18 protein-coding genes are annotated in these 17,496 nt (G+C 65.5%); 15 read left to right on the top strand and 3 right to left on the bottom strand.

What is annotated here, in order from left to right; translation table 11 throughout:
* Nucleotides 1–99 precede the first annotated feature (99 nt).
* Genes BST17_RS06660 through BST17_RS06625 form a run of 8 tightly spaced genes read left to right on the top strand, consistent with a single transcriptional unit; the run spans nucleotide 100 to nucleotide 9,508 of the window.
* Nucleotides 100–426: an L-rhamnose mutarotase gene (locus BST17_RS06660; RefSeq protein WP_083056373.1), complete on the top strand. Its 327-nt coding sequence runs from the start codon at nucleotides 100–102 to the stop codon at nucleotides 424–426.
* A 26-nt stretch (nucleotides 427–452) separates the two neighbouring features.
* Nucleotides 453–1,769, top strand: coding sequence for an MFS transporter (locus BST17_RS06655; RefSeq protein ID WP_083056371.1), 1,317 nt, complete (start codon nucleotides 453–455; stop codon nucleotides 1,767–1,769).
* A gap of 7 nt (nucleotides 1,770–1,776) precedes the next feature.
* Nucleotides 1,777–2,925, top strand: coding sequence for an L-rhamnose isomerase (gene rhaI, locus BST17_RS06650; RefSeq protein WP_083056369.1), 1,149 nt, complete (start codon nucleotides 1,777–1,779; stop codon nucleotides 2,923–2,925).
* Nucleotides 2,922–4,961 (top strand): bifunctional aldolase/short-chain dehydrogenase, encoded by a 2,040-nt coding sequence (locus tag BST17_RS06645; RefSeq protein WP_083056367.1) that lies wholly within the window; start codon nucleotides 2,922–2,924, stop codon nucleotides 4,959–4,961. The genes rhaI and BST17_RS06645 overlap by 4 nt, the downstream gene beginning before the upstream one ends.
* A 28-nt stretch (nucleotides 4,962–4,989) precedes the next feature.
* A complete protein-coding gene (locus BST17_RS06640) occupies nucleotides 4,990–6,468 on the top strand; it encodes a rhamnulokinase (protein WP_083056365.1) in 1,479 nt (492 codons plus the stop codon).
* Nucleotides 6,465–7,697, top strand: a complete 1,233-nt coding sequence (locus BST17_RS06635) for an alpha-hydroxy acid oxidase (protein WP_083056363.1) — start codon at nucleotides 6,465–6,467, stop codon at nucleotides 7,695–7,697. The genes BST17_RS06640 and BST17_RS06635 overlap by 4 nt, the downstream gene beginning before the upstream one ends.
* 32 nt (nucleotides 7,698–7,729) lie before the next feature.
* The gene (locus tag BST17_RS06630) at nucleotides 7,730–8,743 is read left to right on the top strand and encodes an acetamidase/formamidase family protein (RefSeq protein WP_083056361.1); all 1,014 of its coding nucleotides are present in this window, start codon (nucleotides 7,730–7,732) and stop codon (nucleotides 8,741–8,743) included.
* A 12-nt stretch (nucleotides 8,744–8,755) separates the two neighbouring features.
* The gene (locus BST17_RS06625; protein WP_083056359.1) at nucleotides 8,756–9,508 is read left to right on the top strand and encodes an SDR family NAD(P)-dependent oxidoreductase; all 753 of its coding nucleotides are present in this window, start codon (nucleotides 8,756–8,758) and stop codon (nucleotides 9,506–9,508) included.
* A gap of 37 nt (nucleotides 9,509–9,545) precedes the next feature.
* On the opposite strand, the gene BST17_RS06620 is transcribed toward BST17_RS06625, so the two are convergent.
* From BST17_RS06620 to BST17_RS06610, 3 genes are all read right to left on the bottom strand, one after another.
* Nucleotides 9,546–10,151 carry a TetR/AcrR family transcriptional regulator gene (locus BST17_RS06620; RefSeq protein ID WP_083056357.1) on the bottom strand — a complete coding sequence of 202 codons (606 nt, stop codon included), beginning with the start codon at nucleotides 10,149–10,151 and terminating at the stop codon, nucleotides 9,546–9,548.
* A gap of 90 nt (nucleotides 10,152–10,241) precedes the next feature.
* Nucleotides 10,242–10,445, bottom strand: a complete 204-nt coding sequence (locus BST17_RS06615; RefSeq protein ID WP_083056355.1) for a hypothetical protein — start codon at nucleotides 10,443–10,445, stop codon at nucleotides 10,242–10,244.
* A gap of 57 nt (nucleotides 10,446–10,502) precedes the next feature.
* The gene (locus BST17_RS06610) at nucleotides 10,503–11,576 is read right to left on the bottom strand and encodes an NAD(P)H-dependent amine dehydrogenase family protein (protein ID WP_083056353.1); all 1,074 of its coding nucleotides are present in this window, start codon (nucleotides 11,574–11,576) and stop codon (nucleotides 10,503–10,505) included.
* A gap of 134 nt (nucleotides 11,577–11,710) precedes the next feature.
* On the opposite strand from BST17_RS06610, the gene BST17_RS06605 reads away from it, so the two are divergent.
* From BST17_RS06605 to BST17_RS06580, 7 genes are all read left to right on the top strand, one after another.
* Nucleotides 11,711–12,442, top strand: coding sequence for a hypothetical protein (locus BST17_RS06605; RefSeq protein WP_083056351.1), 732 nt, complete (start codon nucleotides 11,711–11,713; stop codon nucleotides 12,440–12,442).
* Nucleotides 12,443–12,738: 296 nt separating this feature from the next.
* Nucleotides 12,739–14,271, top strand: a complete 1,533-nt coding sequence (locus BST17_RS06600; RefSeq protein WP_083056349.1) for a nitric oxide reductase activation protein NorD — start codon at nucleotides 12,739–12,741, stop codon at nucleotides 14,269–14,271.
* Between the two features lie 41 nt (nucleotides 14,272–14,312).
* Nucleotides 14,313–15,107: a CbbQ/NirQ/NorQ/GpvN family protein gene (locus BST17_RS06595; protein WP_083056347.1), complete on the top strand. Its 795-nt coding sequence runs from the start codon at nucleotides 14,313–14,315 to the stop codon at nucleotides 15,105–15,107.
* Between the two features lie 16 nt (nucleotides 15,108–15,123).
* Entirely contained in the window at nucleotides 15,124–15,255 is a 132-nt protein-coding gene (locus BST17_RS29830; protein ID WP_264002071.1) for a hypothetical protein, read from the top strand.
* Nucleotides 15,252–15,986: a hypothetical protein gene (locus BST17_RS06590; protein WP_083056344.1), complete on the top strand. Its 735-nt coding sequence runs from the start codon at nucleotides 15,252–15,254 to the stop codon at nucleotides 15,984–15,986. Before BST17_RS29830 ends, BST17_RS06590 begins: the two co-directional genes overlap by 4 nt.
* A gap of 10 nt (nucleotides 15,987–15,996) precedes the next feature.
* Nucleotides 15,997–16,416, top strand: a complete 420-nt coding sequence (locus BST17_RS06585) for a hypothetical protein (RefSeq protein WP_083056343.1) — start codon at nucleotides 15,997–15,999, stop codon at nucleotides 16,414–16,416.
* A gap of 19 nt (nucleotides 16,417–16,435) precedes the next feature.
* Nucleotides 16,436–17,494, top strand: coding sequence for an NAD(P)H-dependent amine dehydrogenase family protein (locus BST17_RS06580; protein ID WP_083056342.1), 1,059 nt, complete (start codon nucleotides 16,436–16,438; stop codon nucleotides 17,492–17,494).
* Nucleotides 17,495–17,496 lie beyond the last annotated feature (2 nt).

The raw sequence follows: 17,496 nt of genomic DNA, 5'->3' as shown, positions 1-17,496 counted from the left end.
GGGCCCCGACGCCTGTCGGGAGGCGCTTGACGACGACGGCACCACCGTCCTATTGTTGCCCCAATCACAAATTGAAACGTTTCAATACGGGAGTGGCGTATGGACGACATGCAGCGGGTGTGCTTCGTGATGCACCTCAAGCCCGACCGCGTCGACGACTACCTCGAGGCTCATACCGAGGTGTGGCCGGAGATGCTCGATGCCCTGCGCGCCGCAGGGTGGGGCAACTACTCGTTGTTCCTGCGCCGCGCCGAGGGCATGGTGGTGGGCTATCTGGAGACCGATGATTTCGCCCGCGCCACCGCCGCGATGAGCCGGACCGCGATCAACGAGAAGTGGCAGGAGCAGATGGCGCAGTACTTCCGCACCGAGGCCCATCCCGACAGTGACCTCGAACTGCTCACCGAGTACTTCCACCTTCCCTGACCTCCCCTTCACCGAAAGACACCGGAATGAAAATCGGATCGCGCTCCACCACCGGCTGGCGTGCCACCATCGCGGTCGCCATGTCGAACTACATCGAGGCCGGATCGATCATCGCGATCGCCACCAGCCTCGGCTTCTGGCAGGCCGAGTTCGGCATCAGCAACTTCGCCGTCGGTCTGCTGGCCGCGTTGAGCGCCAACGCCTTCGGAGCCGCCATCGGCGCGGCCATCGGCGGACCGCTCTGCGACCGCTTCGGACGCAAGGCGATCTACACCTACGACCTGCTCGTCTACATGGCCGGCGTGTTGCTCGCCGCGTTCGCGATGAACTTCACCATGCTGCTCGCGGCGTTCATCATCACCGGTATCGCCGTCGGCGCCGGGGTGCCCGCCTCCTGGACCTACATCGCCGAACAGGCGCCGTCGAATGAGCGCGCCAAGCATGTCGGCACCGCGCAGTTGGCCTGGTCGGTGGGACCGTTCATCGGGTTCGCCCTGGCCGCCGCGCTGGCACCGCTGGAACTACTGGGCTCGCGCATCATCTTCGTGCACCTGTTCGTCGTCGCCGCCATCGTCTGGTGGATCCGCCAGGGCCTGGCCGAATCGCAGATCTGGAAGGACGAAGCGGTGCACGAGAGCCGCGAGCTGCAATCCTCGGTCGGCGCCCGCGGCGTGCGCGGCCTGTTCTCCCGCAAGGTGAACATCACCGCATTGCTCTTCCTCGGCGGCATCTACCTGTTCTGGAACACCGTCGCCGGCCAGGCGGGCATCTTCATGCCACGCGTCTACGAGACCGCGGGGCTGCACAGCCCGGTCCAACAGAACCTGCTGCAGGTGCTGGTCTGGGGCTGCACCGTCGCCGCGACCTACGTCGGTTTCATGCGCTACGCCGACCGGGTCTCCCAGCGCGGGCTCTACGTCTTCGGCGCCGCATTGGGCATCGTCGGCTGGGTGGTACTGGTCGCCTTTACCGACGGTGGTATCACCACCATGCTGATCTTCGCCGTACTGTGGGGCGTCTCGGCAGGTATCGGCTGCCAGGCGTTCTACAGCCTGTGGGCCAGCGAGATGTTCGCCACCCCCTACCGGGCCAGTGCCCAGGGCGTGATGTTCTTCGTGGTGCGCACCGCGACCGGCCTGCTGAGCTACTTCTTCCCGACCATGCTCGCCGCGACCGGCCTGACCACCGTCGGCATCCTGCTGGTCGGCCTGCTCACCGTCGCCCTCGTCATCGGCGCGGTCTGGGCACCCCGGACCCAGGGTAAGTCGTTGCAGCAGATCGAAACCGAACGCTACGGCGCGCCGGTGTCCGCACCGGCCCCCGTTCCGACCACGGCGATCTGAGGATCTGATGAACTCCCCGCTGGACAATCTTGCCATCGAACTGCCCTCCTGGGCCTTCGGCAACTCGGGCACCCGCTTCAAGGTGTTCGGCACCCCCGGCACCCCGCGCACCATCGAAGAGAAGCTGGCCGACGCGGCCACCGTGCACCGCCTGACCGGGCTGGCGCCCACAGTGGCCCTGCACATTCCGTGGGACACCGTGCCGGACTACGCAGCGCTGGCCCGTTATGCCGGTGACCTCGGCGTGCGACTGGGCACCGTCAACTCCAACACCTTCCAGGACGACGACTACAAGTTCGGCAGCCTCACCCACACCGACAAGGCGGTGCGGCAGAAGGCCATCGACCACCACTTGGCCTGTATCGAGGTGATGAACCAGACCGGCTCCCAGGACCTCAAGATCTGGCTGGCCGACGGCACCAACTACCCCGGCCAGGGAGACATCCGCGGCCGCCAAGACCGGCTGGCCGAGTCGCTGGCCGCCATCTACCAACACATCGGCGCACAGCAGCGACTCGTGTTGGAGTACAAGTTCTTCGAGCCGGCCATGTACGCCACCGATGTGCCCGACTGGGGTACCTCCTATGCGCATGTGAGCGCACTGGGCGAACGAGCCAAGGTCTGCCTGGACACCGGCCATCACGCGCCGGGCACCAACATCGAATTCATCGTCGCCCAACTGCTGCGACTGGGAAAGCTCGGCTCCTTCGATTTCAACTCCCGCTTCTACGCCGACGACGATCTGATCGTCGGCGCGGCCGACCCATTCCAGTTGTTCCGCATCATGTTCGAGGTGATCCGCGGCGGCGCGCTCGACGATGACAGCACCGTGGCGCTGATGCTCGACCAGTGCCACAACGTCGAGGAGAAGATCCCCGGCCAGATCCGCTCGGTACTCAATGTGCAGGAGATGACTGCGCGTGCGTCGCTCGTGGACACCGACGCACTGGCCGCCGCGCAGGAGGCCGGAGATGTGCTGGGCGCCAATGCGATCTTCATGGATGCCTTCTACACCGACGTCCGGCCGATGCTCGCCGAACGACGCGCCGCACAGGGCCTGCCGGCCGATCCGATGGCCGCCTTCCGCGACAGCGGCTACCAGGACACCATCAACGCCGAACGCATCGGCGGAACCCAATCCTCGTGGGGAGCATGAGCATGAATCCGACTGTCTCCGAACTTATCGCCCGCTCCAATGCGCTGGGATCGGATCCGAAGAACACCAACTACGCCGGCGGTAACACCTCGGCCAAGGGCACCGACAAGGACCCCGTCACCGGTGACGATGTCGAGTTGTTGTGGGTCAAAGGATCCGGCGGTGACCTGGGCACCCTGACCGAGCGCGGACTGGCGGTGCTGCGGCTGGACCGGATACGCGCCCTGGTCGATGTCTACCCCGGGGTCGACCGCGAGGACGAGATGGTCGCCGCGTTCGACTACTGCCTGCACGGCAAGGGCGGAGCCGCACCGTCCATCGACACCGCCATGCACGGTCTCGTCGACGCCGCCCACGTCGACCATCTGCACCCCGACTCCGGTATCGCCATCGCGACCGCCGCCGACGGCGAGGCACTGACCTCAAAGATCTACGGTGACCGCGTGGTCTGGGTGCCCTGGCGGCGGCCCGGATTCCAGCTCGGACTGGACATCTCGGCTATCAAGAGGGCCAATCCGCAGGCCATCGGCTGCATCCTGGGCGGGCACGGTATCACCGCATGGGGTGACACCTCCGATGCGGCACAAGCCAATTCACTGGAGATCATCCGGCTGGCCGAGGAGTACCTGGCCGCCAACGGCAAGGAGCAGCCGTTCGGCGCGCCGCTCGAGGGCTTCGCCGCGCTGCCCGAGCAGCAGCGCCGGACCAAGGCCGCCGCACTGGCGCCGTTCATCCGAGGGCTGGCCTCCACTGACCGTCCGCAGGTCGGACACTTCACCGACGTCGCACCGGTGCTCGACTTCCTCTCCGCCACCGAGCATCCCCGGCTGGCGGCATTGGGAACCAGCTGCCCCGACCACTTCCTGCGCACCAAGGTCAAACCGCTGGTCCTCGACCTGCCCGCCGACGCGAGCGTCGAGGACTGCAAGGCCCGCCTGACCGAACTGCACGAGTCCTACCGGGCCGACTACCGCGCCTACTACGAGCGCTACGCGACCGCCGACAGCCCGGCAATGCGCGGTGCCGACCCGGCCATCGTGCTCATCCCCGGCGTCGGCATGTTCAGCTACGGCAAGGACAAGCAGACCGCCCGGGTCGCCGGTGAGTTCTATCTCAACGCCATCAACGTGATGCGCGGCGCCGAAGCGGTATCCAGCTACGCCCCCATCGACGAGTCGGAGAAGTTCCGCATCGAGTACTGGGCGCTGGAGGAGGCCAAACTGGCCCGGATGCCCCAGCCCAAACCGCTGGCCACCCGGATCGCCCTGGTGACCGGCGCGGCCTCCGGGATCGGTAAGGCCATCGCGACCCGACTGGCCGCCGAGGGTGCCTGCGTCGTCATCGCCGACCTAAACGCCGAGAAGGCCGCAGCCGCAGCAGCAGAGATCGGCAACACCGATGTCGCGATCGGGATCGCGGCCGACGTCACCGACGAGGACGCGGTGCAGGCCGCCGTCGACGCCGCCGCACTGGCCTTCGGCGGTATCGACATCGTGGTGAACAACGCCGGCCTGTCGCTGTCGAAGTCGTTGCTGGACACCACCGCCGCCGACTGGGACCTACAGCACAATGTGATGGCCCGCGGCTCGTTCCTGGTGTCCAAGGCCGCCGCCCGGGCGCTCATCGACCAGAAGCTCGGCGGCGACATCATCTACATCTCGAGCAAGAATTCGGTCTTCGCCGGACCCAACAACATCGCCTACTCGGCCACCAAGGCCGATCAGGCACACCAGGTCCGGCTGCTGGCCGCCGAACTCGGTGAGCACGGTGTCAAGGTCAACGGCATCAACCCCGACGGGGTGGTCCGCGGCTCCGGAATCTTCGCCGGCGGCTGGGGCGCCAAGCGGGCCGCGGTGTACGGCGTACCCGAGGAGGAACTCGGCGCCTACTACGCCCAGCGCACCCTGCTCAAGCGCGAAGTCCTCCCGGAGAACATCGCCAATGCCGCGTTCGCCCTGTGCACCAGCGACTTCTCGCACACCACGGGACTGCACGTTCCGGTCGACGCGGGTGTCGCCGCTGCCTTCTTGCGATGAGCGCTCGCGCGAAGAGAAGAAGGCACCGATGACACCCTCCGGTCAGGTCGCGGCCATCGACCTCGGGGCCACCAGTGGCCGGGTGATGCTCGCCGATGTCGGGCCGGGCCGGCTCGAACTCGAACAGGTCGCCCGCTTCGCCAATGATCCGGTCCCGTTGTGGAACGGCCACCGATCCGCGCTGCACTGGGATGTACCCGGATTGTTCCGGGAAGCCTGCGCCGGTCTCACCGAGGCGGCACGACGGTCGGAACGGCTGGTCACCATCGGGGTCGACTCCTGGGCGGTGGACTACGGACTGCTGCGCGACGGTGCGCTGATGTCGCTGCCACACCACTATCGGGATTCCCGGACCGCGCAGGGGGTGGCGGCGGTGCATCGGGTCGTCGGGCACGCCGAGTTGTACGCCCGCAACGGTCTGCAGTTCCTACCGTTCAACACGATCTATCAGCTGGCTGCCGAAAAGCTGAGCGGCCAACTCGATCTCGCCGACCGGGCGTTGCTGATCCCCGATCTGATCGGCTACTGGCTGACCGGCCGCGCCGGCACCGAGCGCACCAACGCCTCGACCACCGGATTGCTGCGCACCGACGGCCGGTGGGATGACGAGTTGGCGCAGTGTGTCGGCCTGCCCGACCGGTTGTTCCCGGACCTGGTCGAGCCGGGCACCGAGCTGGGTCCGCTTCTGCCGCCGGTCGCCGACCGGCTGAGCCTGCCGGCCACCACGGTGACCACCGTCGCGTCGCATGACACCGCATCAGCGGTCGCGGCCGTCCCGATGAACGCCACGGCCGCCGCCTACATCTCCTGCGGCACCTGGGGCCTGGTCGGGGTGGAACTGGCGCACCCGGTGATCACCACGGCCGGACGGGACGCGAACTTCACCAACGAAGCCGGTGTCGACGGACGGGTCCGCTATCTGCACAACGTGATGGGACTGTGGCTGCTCAGCGAGACAGTCCGGCAGTACGAGCGCGCGGGTTTCCGAGCCGACCTGTCCGAGCTGCTGGCACAGGCCGCCGAGGTGCGGCCGGTGTTCGGCGTGTTCGACACCGCCGATCCCCGCTTCCTGGCCCCCGGTGACATGCCGGGCCGGATCCGGGACTGGTACCACGAACACGGTCTGCAGGTCCCGATGACCCGCCCCGAGATCGTGCGCGTCATCGTCGAGAGCCTGGCCGCGGCCTTCGCCGACGGCGTCCGCCTGGCCGCCGAGCTGTCCGGCACACCGGTGCGCACCGTGCACATCGTCGGTGGTGGTTCACAGAACCGCCTGCTGTGCCAACTCACCGCCGATCGGGCCGGATTGCCGGTGCTCGCCGGTCCTGTCGAGGCCACCGCCATCGGTAATGTGTTGATCAGCGCCCGAGCTCACCGGTTGATCGACGGCGATCTCGACGCCATGCGGCACCTCGTCGCCACCAGGTTCCCACCACAGCGCTACGTTCCCCGCACACACCGGACGCGCATCCCCCGCCCGGTCGGGGCCGGAAAGGACCTTTTATGAAACGCCGCATCCCCAGGGTCGCCGACCTGGCGCCGCTGATGCAGTTCAAGAAGCCGGAGTTCAACGCGCGCACCCGCAGGCTCGCCGGCGCGCTGACGATCGAGGATCTGCGCGCAATCGCCAAACGCCGCACCCCGAAGGCCGCCTTCGACTACACCGACGGCTCGGCCGAGGCCGAACTGTCGCTGGCGCGGGCCCGGCAGGCCTTCCAGGACATCGAGTTCCATCCGGCCATCCTGCGCGATGTGTCCAAGGTGGATACCAGCTGCACCATTCTGGGTGGCCGCTCCGAACTGCCGTTCGGCATCGCACCCACCGGCTTCACCCGGATGATGCAGACCGAGGGCGAATACGCCGGCGCGCGGGCCGCCGCCCGCGCCGGTATCCCGTTCTCACTGTCCACCATGGGCACCGCTTCCATCGAGGACGTCAAGGACGCCAATCCGCACGGCCGCAACTGGTTTCAGTTGTACATGTGGAAGGACCGAGATCGCTCGATGGCACTCGTCGAGCGGGCGGCCGCGGCCGGCTATGACACCTTGCTGGTCACCGTCGATGTGCCGGTGGCCGGAGCCCGGTTGCGTGACAAGCGCAACGGAATGTCGATCCCGCCGGCATTGACGGCCAAGACGGTGCTGAACGCGATCCCGCGGCCCCAGTGGTGGATCGACTTCCTCACCACCGAACCGCTGGCCTTCGCCTCATTGGACCGCTGGTCGGGGACCGTGGCCGAACTGCTGGACACCATGTTCGATCCGACGGTCACCTTCGAGGACCTGGCCTGGATCAAATCGCAGTGGCCGGGCAAGCTGGTGGTCAAGGGTATCCAGACCGTCGCCGACGCCCGCGCGGTGACCGAACTCGGCGTGGACGGCATCGTGTTGTCCAATCACGGTGGGCGGCAACTGGACCGGGCGCCCATCCCGTTCCACCTGCTGCCCGAGGTCGTCGCGGCGGTGCGCGGGGACACCGAGATCATCCTGGACACCGGCATCATGTCCGGCGCCGACATCGTCGCGTCCATTGCCCTGGGTGCCCGGTTCACCCTCGTCGGCCGAGCCTATCTCTACGGGCTGATGGCCGGTGGTGAAGCCGGTGTCGACCGCATGATCGAGATCCTGTCCGAGCAGATCAGTCGCACCATGCGACTGCTCGGCGTGGCAAGCCTGGAGGAACTGACGCCGGCCCACGTCACCCAATTGCAGCGGCTGGTGCCCCGGCAGAGCTAGCACGAGCGGCCCGATGCGACGAGGATGGCCGGATGGACCACATCACCTTCGTCCCGACACCCGACCAGTTCGCCTTCACCTTCGGCGGTGCCGAACCGGTCATGCGCATCAAACCGGGTACGGCCCTGCGCCTGTGGACCGAGGATGCCTACGGTGGACGGATCACCAGCGCCGATGATGTGGCGAGCAGCGCACTGGACACCGAGGATCTGAATCCGCAGACCGGGCCGTTCTGGATCGAGGGCGCCGAGCCCGGGGACACCCTCGCCGTCCATCTGGTCGATCTGACACCGGCCCGCGGCTGGGGTGCGTCCACCCTGATCCCCTTCTTCGGCGGGTTGACCAGCGTGCCGGTCAGCCCGACGCTGCAGGAGCCACTGCCCGAGCGCACCTGGATCTACGAATACGACCCGGTGGCCAGGACGGTCGGCTTCTCCGCCCACGGCAGCAACTTCGAGCTCGCCCTGCCCGCCAACCCGATGCTGGGCACCGTGGGCGTGGCACCGGCTCGCCGGGAGGTGCGCACCTCCCTGGTTCCCGACGTGTTCGGCGGCAATATGGACACCCCGGAGATGACCGCAGGGGCCACCTGCTACCTACGGGTGAATGTGCCGGGAGCGTTGTTCTCCCTCGGCGACGGGCACTACCGCCAGGGCGAGGGCGAGTCCTGCGGCACTGCCGTGGAGGGTGCCATGAACGTCACCGCCATCGTGGAACTGATCAAGGGTGGCGGGCCCGCCTGGCCGCGGCTGGAGACCGATACCCACCTGATGTGTATCGGCTCGGGCCGCCCGCTCGAGGAGGCCTGGCGCGCCGGGCAGGTCGAGATGATCACCTGGCTGGGCGAGTTGTACGGGCTGGACCGCTTCGACGCCTACCAGCTGCTGACCCAGATCTCGCTGGCACCGATCGCGAACGTCGTCGACACCAATTACAGTGCGGTGACGAAGATCGACAAGAGCCTGCTGCCCAGTACCGCCGCCTACGGCGGGGTCCACGGCGAGCTACGTTCCGCAGCAAAGTCTTTGGGCAGCATCACCTACTGAGGGGCAGGACGCATGGATCTCGGACTCAAGGGTAAGCGCTTCGCGGTCACCGGGGGCACCCGCGGTATCGGCCGGGCCGTGGTCGAGGGCCTGCTCGCCGAGGGCGCCAAGGTCGCCTACTGTGCCCGTGACTCCGAGGGCGTCGCCCGGGCGCAGCAGGAGTTCGGCAACGACGCCGTCGGCACCGCTGTCGACGTCGGTGCGACCGCGACGTTGGCAGCGTGGGTCGATGCCAGCGCCGAGACGCTCGGCGGCCTGGATGGTGTGGTCGCCAATGTCAGCGCCCTGGCGATCCCGGAGTCCGCCGAGAACTGGCGCACCACCTTCGAGGTCGACCTGATGGGCACCGTCGGTCTGGTCGATGCGGCCCTGCCGTATCTGCAGGCGTCCGGCGCCGGGTCCATCGTGACCATTTCCAGCGTGTCCGGTCGCGAGATCGATTTTGCTGCAGGGCCGTACGGCACGATGAAGGCCGCGATCATCCACTACACGCAGGGCCTGGCCTACCAATTGGCCGGCAAGAACGTGCGGGCCAACAGCGTGAGTCCCGGCAACACCTACTTCCCGGGCGGGGTGTGGCCGTCCATCGAACAGAACGACCCGGAGCTGTTCGCCACCGCGTTGGCGCTCAACCCGACCGGTCGGATGGCCACCGCGCAGGAGGTCGCCAACGCGGTGGTGTTCCTGTCCAGCGCGGCCGCCAGTTTCATCACCGGGACCAATCTGCTGGTCGACGGTGCACTCACCCGTGGGGTGCAGTTCTGAACGCGCGGGTCGACATGCGTTGCACCCGGGCTGCGGATCAGTGTGCGCCGGCGCCCATGCTGCGCATCGTCCGTTTCACCAGATCTGCCAGCAACTCGGCCCGCATCGGATCGTTTGTCGTGATGGCCAACGCGTAGAGGCACAACAGGAAGAAAACCGCGCTGTTGATCGGCTGGACGTCCGGGTCGACATCGCCTTTCGAACGTGCCTGTTCGATCCGCTGCCCCAGCAGCACGACCAGTGAATGGTCCCCACCGTCTTCCGCACTCGGACGGGTCTGGGAAAAGTGAAGCGCCAGAAAGTCTTTGAACAGCACCTCGCCGAGCCGGCGCTCCAGCCCCAGGACCAGCCGTACCGCTTCATTCAGGGCGGCCTGCAGGTCATGCTCTTTGTTCAGGTGGCCGGCGAACTGCTTGGCCATCCGATCCTCTTCGCGCTTCTCCAGTTCCAGGAGCACATGCTCCTTGGTGGGAAAATGGAAGAAAAAGGTGCCGTGCGCGACGCCGGCGGCAGCAACGATGGCAGCGACATCGGCCTCGGCCATACCGGCGCGCTTGAACTCGGCGATCGCCGCGCCGAGGAGACGCTCCCTGGTCTGTAGACGCTTCGCCTCGCGGGCCGACGGCCGATTCACCACCGCCATGTGCGCTCCATCCGTGTCATACGTGCGGACCACCGACAATATCGTCTCGCACCGGCTGCGCCGGCACCCGAGGCGGGCTCCGTGATCCAGCTAACGGTTGTTTCGCAGCCGGATCACCGATCCGGCGATCCCGACTGCGGCCAAGCCGAGAAAGGCGACACCCATGGCCAGCACCAGCACTCCGCCGTGGTTGGCGAACGACACCAGCCGCAACGTTCCCATCGCCGCCGCAAAAAAGCTCCCGACCATGAACCACACCGCCTGGCGAGTGGTCTCGGGTACGAACATCTCCACTGTCTTGCACCTTTCCCGTTCCGACGCGCACGAACGAACCTCTCGGTCAGCGCTTGCTCACCACATCAGACCCCGGATCATCTCCACGGGCGGAATATCTTCCACGCCCACCATGCCCGCCGGCGCACGGCAGACCCAGTCGATCGCGTTGACCGCTCGCGCAGCGGTCGAGATGCAGCCGGCATCGGTCACGTCGAGCGTCGGATGAGAAAGATGTGTACAGACCTCGATCCGGGGCTCGCCTTCCACGATCACCTTGTGCACCCCGGACATGCCGTCTGGTGGAAACTCCCAGTCCGGCGCGGCGGCGCGGGTGAGGCGAGTCGTGTGCTCGACCGTGATCACCGGCACGTCCCCGACCAGACCCTCGACAGCGAACCTAACGCCGGCAAGCTGTCCGGGTTCGACCGTCGTCATGATGCACTCGATGCGCCTGTCCGAGTACCAGGGTTCGAATCGCTGACGCACGTCGTCGAGCTTCACGTCAATGTGCCCGGCGAGGTTGCGCACCAGGCCGCCGAACATCGACGTGATGACACCCGGCAGAAAGGCCATCGGCGGATCATCCTGCGGCGTCGTCCCGAAACCCATGGATTTTCCGGTGTATTCGTAGTCGTCATAGTTGCCGTAGTCGAAGATCTCGTGCACCTTGACCGATGTGGCTCGGGTGACCAGGCTCAGCGCCGAATAGACCGCGGTATCTCCCGAGTAACCCGGATCGATCCCATTGACATACAGCGTTGTTCCGCCTGTTGCACAGGCCTTTTCCAAAGGAGATCGCAACCATTCGTCGCACTGGCGGGGCGTCACGAGCCAGACCATCGAGGTTCCGACGACGTTGATGCCCGCTGCGAGGAACGTCGACATCTGATCGATGGCGTCCATCGGCCGAGTCTCGCCGAGTGCCGTGTACACCACACAGTCCGGCTCCAACTCGATCAGTGCGTCCAGATCGCCGGTCGCGATGATGCCGGTGGACTCGGTCAGCCCGCAGAGCTCGGCGGCATCCTTGCCAACCTTCTCCGGGCTCGCCGCGTGCACACCGACCAGCTCCACATCGGGCCGTCCGATGAGGGCCCGGAGCGAATGGCGCCCGACATTGCCCGTGGAGAACTGAACCACCCTGCGCATGACTGTCACCAAACCTGGTCCGGTAGTCCGGTACCGGCGTTGTTCCGACCCATGCACAGCCTCCCGTTCGCGTTCTCACGACGCGTCACAGTAGCCGATTGACTACTTCGACTTATTGACTATAGTCAGCGTCCATGAACTTGCCAACGTTTGATCGCAAACGCAGCGACGGGGGCGCCACTGCCGCGCCGACGTCGGCGAGCGACTTGAACGAACACATGGAAGCCTCGCGCCGGGCGCAGCGTCAGGCGGACAAATGGCTTATCAGCGGAAGCCTGCTCATCGGGACGGCCGCGCTCGGGATCTTCGGACTACCGCTGTTCCTGCGCGGCGTGTGGCTGCTCCGCAAGGCACAGCGCGAGGGCCTCTCCGTGCGGCCGATGATCGTCACCCTCATCGGCTACCTCGTCATCATCGATGCCGCCATCAACACCGTCGGATGGGCCCTCGATCTGGTCGCCAACCACACGATCCTCGCGCGAATTCTGTTGAACGGCTGGGGTGCAATGTTCGACGCCGGCTATTTCTGGCATTACAACGAACTCTGGCTTGGCGGGGCCGCAGGGCCTGGCGAGAAGGCCATGGAGGTGGGGATGATCCTCACCGTGTTCACCATGCGGATAGCCGCGGCGATCGGTTTCCTGCAGATGAAACGTTGGGGCCACCAGTGGATGATCATCACCTGCTGGATGGGCATCCTGATCTGGTGCCTGTACGTGTTCAACATGACGATGTATGCCGATGTGCGCTTTGCCGGCGTGGTACTGCCAGTCGTCGGCTGGTGGCTCTACGACATCTTCTACATCACGCCGTTCCTCGCCATCCCGTACCTGCATTCGGTCAACCGAGAGATATTCTCTGACTGATCACAATCACTGACTGCGATCAGTGATACCGGCCGGAAGGAGTTGCGATGATGCCACCACCGACACAGCGGGCCTCGTGTCCGCAGCAGGTGCGACACCTGGCGGCGCCGGCCCGCCTGGTCACCACCGCGCGACGAGGACTGGAGGTCCGATGAACACCATGACCCGTGAGGAGAACTGATATGGGAGCCTGGATCTGGGAGATCCTGCGCTATGTTGCCGCGTGGGGCGGCACCGTACTGATCATCTGGTTCTGGTACTGGATGTTCTCCAACCTCGGGACATTCTGACCCCGGATGCCCGATTTCTCCGATACGCACGCCTTGGCCATCGAACGTAGTTGCGCGCTGACGGCGGTGGCCCTCAGTGCCGGCCGCCGTACGGGAGCCGACCTGGTCAGCGGTCGACACCGTGGCTTCGGACTGAGCTCTCAACTCGATGTTGTGCACGTCCCCTACCCGCTGCCCCATCGCAGCTGGACCCGGCGAACATTGACATGCGGTGTCGCACTGCAGTGCTCGCCGTCGAAGGAACGTGTCACCGACTACCGCATCAACGAACTGTCGGCGCGCGAACTCAGTGCGCTCACCGTCGTGGAGGCCGGCGTCGCCATCGGCTGGGTTGCCGCACGCTGGCCCGGTCTGCTGCCCGAGATCCTCCGGTTACTACCCGATGTCGAGATTCTCGACGGCGATATGGACGCCCGCGCAATGTTCGATAGTGCAATCCTGTTGTCGCGCAGTCGGGAAACTCTGGAGATCCCCGTTCTCGTGGGTGCTCTTCCGCGTGCCTACACGATCCCACAGGGACTGTCCGACAAACTGCGCCGTTCTCTCGGACGGCTGCCCTGGACCAGCAACCAGAAACGGGTCCCGCAACCGCATTCGGTACCTGTCGGAGGCGACGGCGGCGTTCGCAACCCCAACCTGCCGCCACCGAGCCGACCTCAGGACGACGATCTGGACATCACCCCCGAACATCGGCCGGGCATCCCCTATCCGGAGTGGAACGCGTGGACCGACAGCTTCTTGGCGGACCACGTCGCTGTCCTCGAGCGGATACACGACCGACGGGCAGCACGCTCGGTCACCACCGACATCGATGTCCGGAAGTGGTTCGAGAAGAGCACCCATCGGGCGATGAAGAATCGTCTCGAGGACGGCTCCGACCTGGACGTGGATCAGTACATCGGTCATTACATCGACATGACCACCGGGGAGGCACTCGAACCTCGGATTTTTCGCGAGTTGCTGCCCGCGAGTCGCGACGTCACCACCGCCCTCCTGATGGATGGCAGTTCCTCGCTCGGTGTACACGGCGGCAGTGTCTTCAAGCTCGAGTTGGCTTGCGCCGACGCGCTGTCGCGCGCCATGACAGCCGCCCGGGAACGGCACGGCATCTTCGTCTTCACCGGGAACACCCGCCACCGCGTGGAGGTCACCTGCCTCAAGGACTTCGCGGACCGGCGTTTTGTTCCTCCGAGTGGTCTCGGCCTGTCCACCGCCGGCTACACGCGCCTGGGGGCGCCGCTGCGGCACCTGACGAGCAGGCTGCTGGCTCAGCCTTCGGAACGGCGGCTGCTCATCGTGATCGGCGACGGATTGATCTCCGACGAGGGCTACGAGGGTCGGTACGCATGGGCTGACGCCGCCCATGCCGTCGAGGAGGCCGACGAGGCCGGCGTGACCATGTACTACGTGGGAATCGGCCCGGTACGCGTCGATCCGTTACCAGAGGTGTTCGGGTCCAGACGATCTCAGCGGATACGCCGGATCGAGGACCTACCCCGCGTGTTGGCCCACGTGCACCGTGAGCTGGTGGCCGCGTGACATCGCTCAGGGAGTCGAAAGATCAAGGAGCCGAAGCGACGATGACGAGCAACACCTACCTCGCCAACGGCAGCGAGGTGCAACTATTCGAACGGGCTTACCGGCAACACCTACCGGTGATGCTCACCGGACCCACCGGATGCGGCAAGACCCGGCTGGTCGAACACATGGGTCTGCTCCTGAACCGCCCGGTCGTCACCATCAGCTGCCATGACGATCTCACCAGCTCCGACCTCGTCGGCAGGTTCATGGTGACCGGCGGCGATGTCGTCTGGACCGACGGCCCGCTCACACGTGCGGTGAAGGCCGGAGCCATCTGCTACCTCGACGAGGTCGTCGAGGCGCGCCACGACTCGCTGGCCGTGCTGCATTCGCTGACCGACCACCGTCGGACCCTGTATCTGGACCGGGCCGATGAGGTCGTGCAGGCACCGGACTCCTTCATGCTGGTGTGCTCCTACAACCCTGCCTACCGCAGTTCGCTCAAAGAACTCAAACCGTCGTTCCGGCAACGGTTCGTCACCTTGCCGATGCGCTATTTGCCTGCCGATCGGGAGGCCGAGGTCATCGTCGCAGAGGCCGGAGTCGAGCCGGCGACCGCACAGCGGCTGGTCCGCTGCGCCACGGCGATCCGGACCGCCGACGACGCGTTTCATTTCGAACCGCCGTCCACCCGGGTGCTCGTCGCGGCGGCGCATCTGATCGTTGCCGGCGCGTCGGAACTGGAAGCCGCCGACGCCTGTGTGCTGGCGCCGCTGTCCAGCGACGGTGCCATCACAGAAGGACTTCGCGAGGTGGCGGCGGCCTGCCTCGACGTCGACAGCACAAACAGCTAGGGAAGGACGCAGCGCCGTGGTGGACCAGAAGGAACGTAAACGGAAGAAAGCACTCATCGTCCTGCAGCTCGTGGTCTACGGCTATCTGCTGACGATGTTCCTGATCCAACTCTATATGTCGTTCGCCCGCGGGTGGTGGGAGTTGTGAACCTACCGCTGGTACGGCGAAAAGCGAGTGCCGGCAATACGACCGGTGTTCCATCCCAGGCCTCGCCCGACCTCGACGAACATCACGAGCAGTCCCGGCTGGCTCAGCGTCGCGCCGACAAGTGGATGATCGTCGGTGCCGGCCTGATGGGTTGTTGGGCGCCAGGCATCATCGGTCTGCCGATCTTCATGCGTGGTGTGTACCTGCAACGTCAGGCGCTGCGCGCCGGATACTCGGTTCGTCCCATGATCGTCACGCTGATCGGCTATCTCACGCTGATCGACGGGATGCTCAACAGCCTCGGGTGGTCCCTCGATCTGATCGCCAACCACACCTTGATCAACCGGGTGTTGATGGTCGGCTGGGGCGCCATGTTCGACGCGGGATACTTCTGGCACTACAACGAGGCGTGGATCGGTGGTGCCGCAGGCCCGGGCGAGAAGTCCATGGTGTTCGGCATGATTCTCACCGTCTTCGCGATGAGATGCGCTGCCGCCATCGGGTTCCTGCAGATGAAGCGGTGGGGACATCAGTGGATGATCGTCACCTGCTGGATGGGTGTCCTCATCTGGTGCCTGTACGTGTTCAACATGACGATGTACGCCGACGTGCGCTACGCGGGCGTCGTCTTCCCGGTCATCGGGTGGTGGCTCTACGACATCTTCTACATCACCCCGTTTTTGGCCATCCCCTATCTACACACCGTAAATCGCGAGATCTTCTCGGACTGAAGGAGACACTGTGACAACCACACCGGAAGCCACCGAGGAAAAGGCCGAAGACCTGCCGCCCGGCACCACGCCGTACTACGCACGGATGCACCGGTACATCAAACGCGCGGTATTGGTCTGTCTGGTGGCACTGGTCATCGAAGGTGCGTTCACCCTGCCCTTCATGGCCGTGTACTACGGGTACCCCACCCTCAGTCTCACCGAGATCTGCAGCGAGCTGCTCAAGGTGCGATACTCCGACGACACCCTCGAATGCAAGGTTCCGTACCCGGCATTCGGTCCGCCGGAGGGCGCCGAGGGCAAGGACACCGCCCAGGACGTGTGGGGTATTCAACCTGTCCCCCAATACAACCGGATCGGGTTTCGCGAACTCGTACGTATCCACGAGGCACGTGAGGCCCGCGAAGCTGCCGGACTCGGATCTCCATGACCGGACCAGGTGACCGGTCATGACGTATCGCGTCGTGCAGTGGACCACGGGCAACGTCGGCCGGAAATCGGTACACGCGATCATGGCCAACACCGATCTGGAACTGGTCGGGTGCTTCGCGTGGTCTCCCGACAAGGTCGGACGCGATGTCGGAGAGCTGTGCGGCATCGATCCGGTGGGGGTCATCGCGACCGATGACGTCGATGCTCTGCTCGCGCTGCGACCGGACTGCGTGGTCTACAACCCCATGTTCGCCGATGTCGATACCCTGACAAGCATCCTCGGAGCCGGCATCAACGTGGTGACGACATCGGAATTCATCACCGGCAGCCGGTTGGAGGGTGACCGCACACGCATCATCGAGGCCTGTGAGCGGGGTGAGGCGACAATCTTCGGCAGTGAGATTAATCCCGGCTTCATCCAGTTGTTCGCCGTCGTGACAGCCGGCATCTCCGACCGGGTGGACCGTGTCTCGATCGTCGAATCGTTCGACACGACCATCTATGCCTCCCCTGCCACCGAGATCCCGATGGGTTTCGGCTATCCCATCGATCATCCCGGCCTGAGCGCGGTTACCGAACATGGTTCGGGAATCTTCCGGGAGGCGGTGCAACTGGTCGCGCAGGCGTTTGACGCCGAGCTGGACGAAATCCTCTGTACAGCTACCTATGCCGAAACAACCGAGGATCTCCGGTTGCCCGGGGACTGGACCATAGCGGCCGGCTGCGTCGCAGGCATCGATGTCCGCTGGTCCGGCATCGTCGGTGGTCGCGAGATCATCGAGATCCGCGGGGTCTGGACAAAGGGGCAAACGCTGCGTCCCGTCTGGTCCACGGATCTCGGCTACACGATCACGGTTGAGGGTCGGCCGACGATCAGGAGCACGCTCAGTTTCGAACCTCCGCCGGACTTCACAGCCGAGACACTGGGCGATTTCGTCAAGCTCGGTCTCACCATCACCGCGATGCCGGCCATCACCGCGATACCCGCGGTGATCGCCGCCCCGGCGGGCATCGCCACATACAACGACCTGCCCCTGTTGCTCCCCCGCGGAGTGCTGGCGGCAGCAGAGAGGTGATG

Origin of the sequence: Mycolicibacterium bacteremicum, from assembly GCF_002086115.1 — a bacterium.
Classification (GTDB): domain Bacteria; phylum Actinomycetota; class Actinomycetes; order Mycobacteriales; family Mycobacteriaceae; genus Mycobacterium; species Mycobacterium bacteremicum.
The sequence above is the reverse complement of the archived record's forward strand: the minus strand, read 5'-3'. Positions and strand labels throughout refer to the sequence as shown.